Source organism: Methanobacterium formicicum DSM 3637 (assembly GCF_000302455.1).
GTDB lineage: Archaea > Methanobacteriota > Methanobacteria > Methanobacteriales > Methanobacteriaceae > Methanobacterium > Methanobacterium formicicum_A.
This window is the reverse complement of record NZ_AMPO01000003.1, coordinates 39,034-51,269: the sequence shown is the minus strand read 5'-3', so window position 1 is coordinate 51,269 and position 12,236 is coordinate 39,034. Positions and strand designations below refer to the sequence as shown.

At 39.9% G+C, this 12,236-nt stretch carries 13 protein-coding genes; 2 read left to right on the top strand and 11 right to left on the bottom strand.

The window, feature by feature from the left end:
- Positions 1–59 precede the first annotated feature (59 nt).
- On the top strand, positions 60–1,145 hold the full coding sequence (locus A994_RS04285) for a hypothetical protein (RefSeq protein ID WP_004030083.1): 1,086 nt from the start codon (positions 60–62) through the stop codon (positions 1,143–1,145).
- Positions 1,146–1,399: 254 nt separating this feature from the next.
- On the opposite strand, the gene sucC is transcribed toward A994_RS04285, so the two are convergent.
- From sucC to A994_RS04230, 11 genes are all read right to left on the bottom strand, one after another.
- Positions 1,400–2,512, bottom strand: coding sequence for an ADP-forming succinate--CoA ligase subunit beta (sucC, locus tag A994_RS04280; protein ID WP_004030082.1), 1,113 nt, complete (start codon positions 2,510–2,512; stop codon positions 1,400–1,402).
- Positions 2,513–2,515: 3 nt separating this feature from the next.
- Positions 2,516–3,073 (bottom strand): 2-oxoacid:ferredoxin oxidoreductase subunit gamma, encoded by a 558-nt coding sequence (locus tag A994_RS04275; RefSeq protein ID WP_004030081.1) that lies wholly within the window; start codon positions 3,071–3,073, stop codon positions 2,516–2,518.
- 4 nt (positions 3,074–3,077) lie between these two features.
- Positions 3,078–3,944 (bottom strand): 2-oxoacid:ferredoxin oxidoreductase subunit beta, encoded by an 867-nt coding sequence (locus tag A994_RS04270; RefSeq protein WP_004030080.1) that lies wholly within the window; start codon positions 3,942–3,944, stop codon positions 3,078–3,080.
- A 178-nt stretch (positions 3,945–4,122) separates the two neighbouring features.
- A complete protein-coding gene (locus tag A994_RS04265; RefSeq protein ID WP_004030079.1) occupies positions 4,123–5,247 on the bottom strand; it encodes a 2-oxoacid:acceptor oxidoreductase subunit alpha in 1,125 nt (374 codons plus the stop codon).
- Positions 5,237–5,458 carry a 4Fe-4S dicluster domain-containing protein gene (locus A994_RS04260; RefSeq protein ID WP_004030078.1) on the bottom strand — a complete coding sequence of 74 codons (222 nt, stop codon included), beginning with the start codon at positions 5,456–5,458 and terminating at the stop codon, positions 5,237–5,239. Before A994_RS04260 ends, A994_RS04265 begins: the two co-directional genes overlap by 11 nt.
- A 244-nt stretch (positions 5,459–5,702) precedes the next feature.
- Entirely contained in the window at positions 5,703–6,068 is a 366-nt protein-coding gene (locus tag A994_RS04255; RefSeq protein WP_004030076.1) for a dihydroneopterin aldolase family protein, read from the bottom strand.
- 214 nt (positions 6,069–6,282) lie between these two features.
- The gene (locus tag A994_RS04250) at positions 6,283–7,008 is read right to left on the bottom strand and encodes a class E sortase (RefSeq protein ID WP_004030075.1); all 726 of its coding nucleotides are present in this window, start codon (positions 7,006–7,008) and stop codon (positions 6,283–6,285) included.
- A gap of 281 nt (positions 7,009–7,289) precedes the next feature.
- Complete coding sequence (locus A994_RS04245; protein WP_004030073.1) at positions 7,290–8,237, bottom strand: hypothetical protein; 948 nt, start codon at positions 8,235–8,237, stop codon at positions 7,290–7,292.
- A gap of 57 nt (positions 8,238–8,294) precedes the next feature.
- Positions 8,295–9,665, bottom strand: a complete 1,371-nt coding sequence (locus A994_RS04240; protein WP_004030072.1) for a DUF515 domain-containing protein — start codon at positions 9,663–9,665, stop codon at positions 8,295–8,297.
- The gene (locus A994_RS04235; protein ID WP_004030071.1) at positions 9,655–10,377 is read right to left on the bottom strand and encodes an archaetidylserine synthase; all 723 of its coding nucleotides are present in this window, start codon (positions 10,375–10,377) and stop codon (positions 9,655–9,657) included. Before A994_RS04235 ends, A994_RS04240 begins: the two co-directional genes overlap by 11 nt.
- Positions 10,378–10,410: 33 nt before the next feature.
- Entirely contained in the window at positions 10,411–11,079 is a 669-nt protein-coding gene (locus A994_RS04230; protein ID WP_004030069.1) for an archaetidylserine decarboxylase, read from the bottom strand.
- 522 nt (positions 11,080–11,601) lie between these two features.
- Between A994_RS04230 and A994_RS04225 the strand changes: the two genes are divergently transcribed.
- Positions 11,602–12,228, top strand: coding sequence for a hypothetical protein (locus A994_RS04225; protein ID WP_004030068.1), 627 nt, complete (start codon positions 11,602–11,604; stop codon positions 12,226–12,228).
- The last annotated feature ends 8 nt before the right edge of the window (positions 12,229–12,236 follow it).

The following is a 12,236-nucleotide window of genomic DNA, read 5'->3' as shown; positions in this document are numbered from 1 at the left end:
CCCTGCATCCATTTGTAATTATCCATTATTAATAGACCAGATACAAAATAGTGATAACCATGTTAATCGCCCAAAACCATTTACAGCTCATATTAGAAGTGGCCGTGATAATACATATGGGCGTTTTACTGCTTATAAATATCATTCCATTCACTTTGAGCATGGTACTTTTCTTGTCCCTTATTTTAACCATGTTCTTGGCGGGAATATTCAGTGTAGACACAGCCCTTCTTTTCCTACCATTTTTCTCTCATCAGGAATTTACCCACCCCTTTGGTCCACTTGCGGTTTTCGCCTGGACAACTCTTTCTGCATCAGCCAGTCTGTTAAGTGAAGTTGAAATCAAATCAACATCAATAACTGCCCTTTCACTGATTCTTTTCGGTGTGATAGCCGTTGCCGGAGGTTTAATGCACCGCTCATTCCTGATATTATGGTTCCTGGGATGGTTCCTGGGATACTTTATCATGTCCAAAAGCTTCCGCAGAAGCGTTAAAATTACCAGAAAAAGGGTTTTTACAGTTGTAGGAGCAGCAGTAGGCGGTTTTGCCCTTCTGGAAATCTTATCAAGAGTATTAAATGCTACGGTACTCAGCCCCCTACTTAGATTAAGTAGATTAGAAGAATATGCAATTCCCAGTCTGAAGATGGTTGTTAAAAACACTCAACTTTGGGGACACGTTCAAGGTTCCTGTTACTGGGGAGCAAGCTGCCTGGGTGGATCTGATGGATATGTAACATTACCCATGAACCTGATAAACACGTTCACCCTACCATTCCCATTGTTTTTTGGAGTTTTAGTCACTAAAAAGGATGTTATTGACTATATGCTCCCTGGAATCTTTGGAGTCGCCTTTGACTTCGGATTCGGTGGGCTCTTTGCTTTAATGTGCTGGTGTGTATTTGTCATGTGCAGTGGTTTTTACGTACTTCGCAAGTACCGAAGCAAAAGGAGAGTTGGAAATAGGAGATACTTGGGAAGAGAAGCCCTCTTAATCGGGGCATTAACCGCATTCATGGCTCAAACCATAATCGGACTGTTCCTATTCAACCGAAGCTTTAATGGATCCGCTATGATAACCTACATATTCTTATCTGCAATGGTGGTAGCTCACTTAGTAAGTGTAAGACCCAGTTCAAGATAAAGATACAGGTTTAAATAAATACAATCCACTACTTTTATGATTCATTTTACATTTTTTCCAATCTTATCTATCAACAATGTAAAAAAAACTGTTTAAATAAATTAATAAAGAAAAAACAGATGCATAACAGAGAAATATGAAAAAAATGTAAGAACAAAAACTAGTGGTAAAATTTTTAATTAATTATATTTTAAGATAAACTTTACTTTTTAATCATTTTTGGAAAATATGAAATGAAAAATAAAAATAAAAGATTAATTTTTACTTAACTCATTGCATAACTCGACTGCTTTCCTGGCAGCAGCTTCCATAGATGTTTCATAGCTAACTCCTGCCTCGGTAAGAATACGTTGCCCCTCTTCTTCATTGGTACCAGTAAGGCGGATAACCAGAGGTATTTCTCGTTTAGTCTCCTCTAAAACACTGATAACACCGTTGGCCACATCATCTGCACGAGTGATCCCACCTAAAACATTTAAAAATACTACCTTTACCTGAGGGTTGGATATGACCAGGTTCAGTGCCCGGGCTATGTTTTCCTGTGATGCTCCGCCCCCAATGTCCAGGAAAGTGGCTGGTTTTCCACCGTAGAGTTTGAGCATGTCCATTCCAGTGAGGGTGAGACCAGCACCGTTACCAATGACTGCAATATCTCCATCCAGCTTCACATAGGCAAATTCATCACTGGGTTCAGTTTTAAACCTTGCCAGGTCCCGGTGACGGTACAGAGAATCATCATCAATATCCAGTTTGGCATCAGCAGCTATAATTCCCTTGCTGGTGAGTACCAGGGGATTGATTTCTGCTATATTGGCATCATACTTTTTGAATATCTGGTAAAGTTTCCAGATGATCCCACCAACTGAGGATATCAGATCATTAGTTACTCCCATTTTACGAGCTATCTCCCGTGCCTGGTAAGGCATGAACTCATCCAGGGGATCCAGATAATATTTAAATATTTTTTCAGGAGTTTTATGAGCTACTTCCTCAATATCCACCCCACCAGATTTACTGGCCATTATAATGGGTTTGCGAGCAGACCGGTCCACTGCCACACTCAGATAAAATTCATCCTGAATATCAAGCATTTCTTCAACCAATACTTTCTGGACAGTTTCACCCCTAATATCAGATCCTAATAATGTTTCAGTGATTTGATATGCTTCAGGAGGGTTTTCAGCGAATTTAATACCACCGGCTTTGCCTCTTCCACCAATAAGAACCTGGGATTTTATAGCCACTGGCTTATTAATAGTTAGAGCAGCTTTTTGAGCTTCTTCAGGAGTTTCTGCCATTATACTTTGTGGTGTGGGTATTTTCCCTTCACGGAAAATCTCTTTGGCCTGGTACTCATGGATCTTCAAATTTTAAGCCTCCTGAGTGGAAAGTTCCATTCCTGCTTCAAATGCAGACAGATTTTTTTCCTCAGTTCCAGGTGGAACACTGGCCACTATAGCGTTACGCGCTGCCTCTTCAGATATAACCTTGGTGAAACCGATTATAGCACCAATCATTACGATGTTAGCCACGATTCGTAGGCCCACCTTCTCATCTGCGGTACGGGTGGCTGGTGCATGGTAAACTTTAATATCATGTTCTTCCACAAATGAACGAATCTTATCTTCCATTACCATGTCTGGGTCTATTATCAGGATACCCCCCTGTTTCAAGCCGTCCAAGTAAGCAATTAATGCTTCATGGGACATGGCTACAAATATGTCAGGATGGTGCACTTTAGGATAGTCAATTTCTTCATCACTGATGACCAATTCTGTCCTGGAAGCACCTCCTCGTGCTTCAGGACCATAAGACTGGGTTTGAACTGCATGTAATCCATCGTATAACGCTGCAGCCTTACCTATGACAATTCCTGCCAGTATGACTCCCTGACCACCAAATCCGGCTATTCTTATTTCTTTACGCAATTTATTAATCCCCCTGATATGCTGATCTGATTGAGGATGGTTTTCCAGTTGTGCATTTGGCTTCCATCAGCTGACAGATCTTGTCTGAGAATTCAGCTTCTTCCTTGTTTTGGAATTCCCCCACTATGATCTTTCCTTCCAGTTCCTCCTCAGAAAGCTTGTCTGCCCTTTTCTTAACAATACTCGCCTCTTTCATCCATTTCATCATCTCCACTGGGGATCGCATCTTGTTTTTACGACCGAAGTAAGTTGGACACTGGGAAATCACTTCTATGAATGAAAATCCATTATTCTGAATCCCTTTTTTAATGGCGTTGGATAATTGCACTGGCTGAGCAGTGGTCCAGCGGGCCACATAGGTTGCACCTGCAGCTTTAACCATCCTGGAAAGGTTGAACGGCCTTTCAACTGCCCCGTACGGTGCTGTTGACCCGTAACTTCCCTTGGGACTGGTGGGACTGATCTGTCCACCGGTCATCCCGTAGATACTGTTGTTGATACATATGACTGTGAGGTTGATGTTACGGCGTGCTCCGTGGATTAGGTGGTTGCCACCTATAGCTGCTGCGTCTCCATCACCTGTAAACACTACAACTTCGCTTTCTGGGTTGGCCAGCTTGACACCAGTGGCAAATGATATGGGTCGGCCGTGGGTGGTGTGAAGTGAGTCACATTTAACGTAGCCCGGCACTCGGGAGGAACATCCAATCCCTGATACCATTATCACCTTTTCAAAGTCCACATTTGCCATTTCCATACCGTTGAAGAATGTGTTCATGATAATTCCATTTCCGCATCCTGCGCAGAATATGTGGGGAAGTCTATCCTTCCTTAAGTATTTCATAAAACGGTTTTCCCTGTTTTGGTCCATCTTCTTCATCTCCATGGATGAAAATATATTATACTAGTTTAATATCGATTGAAATTGATTTATATCATTTGGATATATCGTTTGATTAATTTATATCGATTTAAAGTGTTTTTAGTTTAAATTATGAAGAATATATTGTTAATTTTATGTTAATTAAATCCAATAATCTAATTGATCATCATTTACCCTTGATTTTTTCCAGGATCTCTTCTGGCAGGTGCATCTCACCACCGATCTTGGGTGCTAGTTCTGTCTTTACTCCGGGAAGGATCCTTTGAATTTCATAAAATATCTGTCCAAGGTTCATTTCCACTACAATTACCCGCTGAGCTCCCTCAACAGCTTCCTGGATCATTTTCTCAGGGAATGGCCATACAACATCCATTTTAATAAATCCTGCCTTTAACCCCTGTTCCCTAGCTGTTCTAACTGCTTTGAGAGCTGATCTTGAGGGTGCACCGTAGGAGATCACAACTACCTCTGCATCATCCACATCTTCGGTTTGTATCCGTGCTATATCATTGGTATGATGCAGGATCTTGTCACATAAACGTTTAACCAGTTTGGAGTGTGCTTGTGGACTGGAAGTATCAGGGTATCCCCGCTCGTCATGGGTGAGTCCAGTGATATGCATTTTATATCCATCACCAAAGGCAGGCATGGGACTGACTCCATCAGGCTCTGCATGGTATGGTAAGAATTCTCCAGGTTCCTGGGTGGGCATCTTCCGGGCAGTAATTTTAACTGTTTCCGGGATGCTGATCTTCTCCCTCATATGGCCCACTATCTCATCACTCATGACCATCACCGGGACACGGTACTTTTCAGCCAGGTTAAATGCTTCTACTGTGAAATCAAAACATTCCTGTACTGATGATGGGGATAATGCTATGATTTCGTAGTCTCCGTGGGATCCCCAGCGGGCCTGCATCATATCACTCTGACTGGCCATGGTGGGCTGTCCTGTGGATGGAGATCCTCGCTGCATATTCACTATCACCAGGGGAGTTTCAGTCATTACCGCGTATCCAATGTGTTCCTGCATCAGGGAGAATCCTGGCCCTGAAGTAGCGGTCATGGCCTTCACACCAGCCCACACCCCACCTATAACTGCACCCAGGGCAGATATTTCATCCTCCATCTGGACGAATGTTCCTCCCTCACGGGGTAAGAATACTGCCATGTCTTCTGCGATTTCTGTAGATGGAGTTATGGGGTAGCCAGCAAAAAAACGACAGCCCGCTTTAATTCCCCCTCTGGCACAGGCTTCATTGCCCTGTATAAAATAATCCTCAGTTTTCATCCTTCTCATCCACTTTTTCATCTACTCTTATTGCCTGATCAGGACACATCATAGCACATAATTGACATTGCGTGCATTTGTCCTCATTTTCAGGTACTGGAACCTGCACACCCTTCTTGTTAAGGATTCCAGATGCCTGGTAAACCTTACGGGGACAGAACTCGGTGCAGATGTTGCAACCTTTACACAGATTCTCATTAATTGTTATCATGAAATCTACCATTTTTTTATAAAATATTAGTTTTGATATTTTAAATAATTGTTGATGATTACATCCTTCATTGAAGCCACTAAATCACATCCCACCGAACAGGATGAAGTTTAATATCTTTAATAAAGCTCATGAGTGCTAATAGTTCAAGAGATTAATTGCTCAAGAGATTAATTGCTCAAGAGATTAATTGCTCAAGAGATTAATTGCTCAAGAGATTAATTGCTCAAGAGATTAATTTTTTTTAATCCACTTCTTCCACATACATGAGAGGATACTGAAGTTCTTCAATGTAGTGCATGCGCACCACCACCCTGGTTTCCTGGTACACTGATGTGACTTTCACGTCCAGCATGTCTCCAGAGAGGGAAAGATACTCATATTCATTCTCTGCTTTTTCGAGCATTTCACGGTCAATTCGCACTTCAACACTACTGATGCATGGTTGTAATGTTAGGGATTCTTCAATGGCTTTTTCCAGAGAAGGAGCACTATCCATACTTACTGGTGTCCCTACAAACTGATGAAAAAGAGCTCCCATGGTAATTGCCCCTTCAAATATGGCCCGCTCACGGGTGGTGATATTCTGGAAATATTTCTCGTCACTCATCTTAAAAACACCTGATTTTAAATTCAATTTTACTCTACATTGTTATTAGGTGGACCATGACTATTTAATTAGCTATTAATCATGACCTCCCTAGAATCATTGACAAAAAAATATGAAAATCAAGATCAATTAAATTTTTAACACATTATGAATAATCGATGGTATTTAGAGAAGTATAGAATTTGAAACACTACTACATTAAATTAATTTAATTTTAGAATCCTAAACTCAAAAAATCACTGATACGGGACATGTTTGACTCCAATGTTTCCGGGGGAATAGGGAAAAAGTATCCCAACATCAGGAAGAAGGTTAAAGCAACCGTCAGTATGAACAGTATGATCCTGTCCTCTTTAACCGGGTAAAAATAACTTAAAACAGTGCCTCCTATCATAAATAGCAGGATTATGATAATTGCATAGTGTTGCTGTTGACTGGGGATTCTGGAAGTTTTGATGGGATAGATGTTCCCCTGTTTAGCCTCGATCATCAACCTTTCCTTGGTTGATCCCAACGGATAACAGGTTATTAGAAACAGCACGTTACCCTGTTCAACTGACAACCGGTAATCCGCGGGTACTATGGTGCTGTTTTCAATGATGTATTCAACATAACCTATTCCCGGCCATTCCAGAGTTACGTTATCACCGGGTTGTAGCTGGTCCAGTTTCAGGAAGGGAGATCCATGTAGCGTGCGGTGTCCAAATAGAACCACAGTACCACTACCCGGTTTAGAAGATTGAGGTTCGTGATAAATTCCATAATCCACTGATTTGTTGTTAATGGCTTCATCAACACCAATTTTAGGAATTATAATGTAAGGAGTGTCTCCAGGTTGCTGGTTAATGGTTTGGGTGGCAGAATAGTAATTAACCTCTACCAGGGCATACAGGGAAATTATGACCATTCCGGCTATAATAAAAAAAGTGGATAGTTTCATGTGAATTCACTGATCAATATGAATCTTTGATTAGTATGGTTAAAATATACGTTCACGACTATTTCATGAAAATGATATTTTGAAATCTAAGTTTAACAGTTAATGAATATTCATTACCAAATATTCATCCTACTAACTTTTTATTTAATATAATTAATTTTAACTGAATATTCATTACAACTTCAGATTATCAACCAGTTCCCATCTGAAGAAATTAACTTTCCATTAAGAACTTAGTTCCTATCTGGAGAACATAACCCCATTGGAAGAAATTGGATGTCCTATCGGAAGAACTTAGCGTAAGCTACGCCTGCACCTATGATGATTACACCAACCAGGAATAAACCAAATGGAACACCGGTTTGCGATGTAGGTACAGTGGTATTTGTAGCGGCTGCTGCAGTGGTAGGTATGGAAGATGCTGCAGCTGCAGAACTTCCTTTAGATGTTGAACTTGAAGATGTTGCTGGCCACTGGTAAGTGTAGGAATAATGCTTGCTTTGACCGGGGTATAAAAGTACATCCCATGCTGCAGTATTGGCCCATGGTACTTCTTTATCCGTGTATGTGACTTGAGGATTACTATAAGTTAAACTTGAGTCAATTGGAACAATTGGAGCTCGTACAATTCCTGATACTTTTGGACGTGTTGTGTCTGTATTTTTTATCCAAAAACAAAAATGACCCTTCCAAGAAATAAGATCTAAACTTGGATTCAGGTACTCAATTTCATTAGGAAGGAACCAAGAGGCCTGTAAACCAGGTTCATTTAAAAGAGGCCAAAAGGTGTTGTTCGCTCCGGGTTGCCTTATATAAGAATTCGGATTAACTTCACCAAAGTTAGTGGCAGTCACTTTAAATGAAACAGTTTTAGTTTCTCCGGGTTGGATTTTCCACCCAAGATCATCCTCATCCACATCAGACATGTATTTAATCATTTTTAATGCACAAGGGTCTGTCCATACTACTTTCCAGTATATGGGGGAGCCAGAAGTAGTATCTAATGTTCCAGTGTACTTTTGACTTATCTTGAAATATTCCACATGGTCATTGTTATTTTTAATAGTGACCGTTATGGTAGACTCCAAATAAGTAAACTTTACTTCTGAGTTTTGTTCTGAAACCCATGTTTGTTGATCTTTGGTTATGTCATCCACAGCCCACGAAGATGAAAGGGATATACACAGGACTACCAATATCACGACCATGAATAATTTGTTGATGTTCATCTAAGCCTCTCCCCCAATTAATCGCTCTAGTTATCCCATGTTTTTATCCGTATCCATCTATGCGGTCCCGTATATCTTTTTCAACTCAGTTATCATCCATTCCGGAGCATTCTGAGTTGGAACTGTGAGTTGTAAGCTCTGACTGTTCTGCATCAGGAACAGGGCATTTTCACGGGGTACTTCCAGCACCACCATGTACCTTACATCCAGTTCTCCCAAATTGGAAGCCCGTTCAAAGTCAGACAATCTCCAACCATAAGCATTGAGTAAACTGGTGACTTGCGCCTCGTTCCAGGTGTTGGATGCTGCAGCCTTGAGGAGTTCTTCAACATCTGTATTTGCAGTTTGAGTTCTACTGTTGGTCATGGTCAGAGTGTTAACTGCAATTTCCTGAGATTGTTGCAAGTTAGCAGTCACTGTTCCACTGTCTTTTGCCCTTAAAATCGCCAGAACAGTAGCTCCACTAATGGTTGGCGATGAAGTTGTTGCAGTAGAAGTTGTTGCAGTAGTTGTGTTATTACCAGTTGGGGTTGTTGCAGATGAATTGGTAGTGGTCAGGTAAACATCCACACTGTCACCCACATTAATCAGACCACCCGCAGCTTGAAGTCGGGTGATTATTATGGGAACCGCTACAGTGTCCGGAGTTTTAATTTCCATGTTAGATAGTACCGCTGCATCTGCCTCGTTAACAATCTTCTGAGCATCTACAACTTTCACTATCAGGTTCTTCTGCCCACCGGCAGCATATGTGATCATTACCCTTCCGTAAGGATCCTGTTTAGTTGTTATCTGTTGATTTTGATAGTCACGCCAGCTTTGAGTGGCTGGACCTATTACATCCACCGCCAAAACCATTTCTGGCGTTGTTCCTGCATCAATCTGTGCAAGAAGCAATGTTTTATTGTAATCCGTTGCAAGTGCACCTTTAAAGTAGGTGTTTACCTCTGTAATCTTGGTTTGCTTGGCTGCGGTCATGGCATCCTGGTAGGGTGCGAAGACCAAAAAGTAGTAACCAGCACCAACTAATATAATAAGTATAATTCCAAATACAGCCGCACCAACCAGGGTTCTTTGATCATCATCAGAACCACCACCCAATCCTGCTGCACCACCAATAGCACCGAAACGTCCTTTCTTCTGAGGTTGTTTCTTTAATGGTGGTTTTAAAGCTGGTTTGTCTCGGGGTGTGGGACGAGGTTTAGGACGGGGTTTTGGCATTGGCCGGGGCTTTTTATCACCAGAAGATAGTTTTCCATTATCCCCCTTGCCATTGTTATTTATTTTTTCCTTAGATTTTTCAGTGGCCTTGGACACCATTCCTTTAAGACGTCCCCCGATGTCCGAGTCATCTTGTTTCCCGTCTTTTCGAAGATCAGGAACATCTTTTTTATCTTTATCCTTTTTTCCTAAGATCTTATCTAACATGTGGACCACTTCTATGAAGCCTGCCGTATAATTCCATAAGAGGCACAATTATTACATATATTATAGTGAAGATGAATAAAAGCTTTGCGGGAAGATAAGCAATTGCTGAGGAAATGTTCTGGGGCAAAATTGTTCCAATGATTAATACACTGCCACCGGCCATCAATAACATACCCCTAAATTTAGGATACTCAATGGTACTTATCATTAACACCGCAATCACTGCCATGATGATTAATGCAAGGTCCATTCGAAACATGCCTGAGAGGTAGAATGATCCTAGGATCAACGCAGTGATAGGTATGGGTAGTCCCACGAATTTATCTCCACCTGGAACATCACTTGAATCTGCAAGTACATTGAACCTGGAGAGTCTTAATATTCCACATATAACTATTAGGAGTGCTACTAGTATATTAAGGTATGGTATAGAATACGATTGGCACGCGCAAAACAAAAGCATTCCAGGGGCAACACCAAATGAGATCACATCCGAAAGTGAGTCCATGTTCGTGCCAAAACCATGTTCATCAACTCGGTTAGTTTTTCGGGCCACCCAACCATCCACAGAGTCAAAGATCACCGCCAGGAGGATGAACTTGGCTGCCAGTATTAAGTCCCCAGTGGCTACCATTACCACTGCCAGGAACCCGGAAGAAGCATTAGCTAAAGAAACAAAGTCAGCAGCAGCCACGTAATGCCTTATATTCATATTCATACTCCACTATTAATTATAAGAATATTATCAACTTTTTTTATGCATCTGAGCAATTATAGTCTCCCCTGCAGTTGGTTTTTTACCTTCAGTAACCATCAGTTCAGTGTTTTCATAGGGAATAATTAGATCAACTCTGGAACCGAATCTTATCATTCCCAAACGGTCCCCTGTTTTCACCTGGTCACCTACTTCCACGTACTGAACTATACGCCTGGCCACGAAACCAGCTATCTGTATGACACCCACTTTTCCATACTCTGAATCTATAACTATTAAATTCTTTTCATTTTCAGTAAGTACATTTCGCATGGCAATTTTAAATTTACCAGAGTAATGTTGGGTCTTCACAATCGTTCCAGAGATGGGAGCCCTGTTCACATGAACATCAAAGGGTGACATAAATGTACTTATCAGAATACCCTTCCCTCCAGGACTTAATATATACTCCATTAGTGGATCTTCATAGTGAACTGTTTTTACACGATCGATTTTTCCCTTTAATACCCTACCATCTGCCGGAGCGACAATTAGCCCCCCATTAGAGGGTATTTCCCGGTTAGGATCCCTGAAAAACTGCATCAAGAAGGCTATCATTGAGAACATTATAAAACTTATAATAACGTAGCCAAAAAGAAAGGGTAAAACCGCAAGGGTTAGTAGTATGCCTGCTTTTTTTAAAGTTCCTTTGACGAACATGTGTTATCCCTGTTATCAAAAATTTAGGTTGATTAGTGCTGTATATCGGCCTTATGACCAAAAGGACAACAACAACACATTATAAAACTATATATACAGTTAGCATATGATAGTAGCTTTAATCATTTACTTATAAATTTATAAACTTAATGATAATCTTAGAATTTAATGGTAATTCAATCACTTACTTATATATTACTGAGAAATTAAAAGTAATTTCATATATTAATAAGATTAAAAGTAAATCTCATCCCTATCACAATATTCAAAATTATTTATTATATTTATAAGGTATAAAAGGCTTCAATGAAGTTAATTATAAAAAACTTTCAATTACAAAATTAGATTCAATTACATAATATTAAATGACTAAATTTCAGAAAATAAGGGTGATTTAAACCATTGATTATAACCATTTAATTATATATATTATAGAAATTAAATTGATATGCTGAACTATTTATTATATACTAAATGCTTACCAAAAAAAGCTAAATTCAATTTTAATAAAAGTGGTAACTGATGATTGAGAATAAAATAAAGATCCTGAGAAAAGCAGCCGAAGTTTCTACAGTACAGGATTCAGATTATATATGGTGTGTCATTGCTGGTAATGAAGACATGGTCAACAATGTAGCTTACTCTGCTATAATGGATAAAGACAGGGTTAAAGTGCTCTGTAGAGAACATGTGACCACCAGAGAATCATTTGTAACCAAAAAATTCGATTTTATCATGCTTCATGGTGAAACAAGTAAAATAAGAGAATTGAGCATGATATGTAAAGAGAATGGTGGTGCTTACCTCAAAATAGCACCTTATTATGTTAAAGATGAAGGTAATCTTCTTTTAACAGTTGGTCCTGAAAATGCCATCAAAAAATTTGTAGGGGATTGTGAAAAAAGCATGGTGAAACTTTCATTCCTGTTGGAAGATCAAACCACAGGATTTATAGAAACCGATGTTTACATAACCAATATATTACCACGTTTCATTCGCAACACCATAGACCCATTATTCAAAATGGCCGATGTTGCCCTATCAACTGTCTTAATATCTGCAGAAGATGAGAACGTTCAAAAAATTAAAGATATTGCCAGATCCAATAAGATATTCTTAATTGAATTTAATAAAATTTTGAAGAATTAGAAATATTA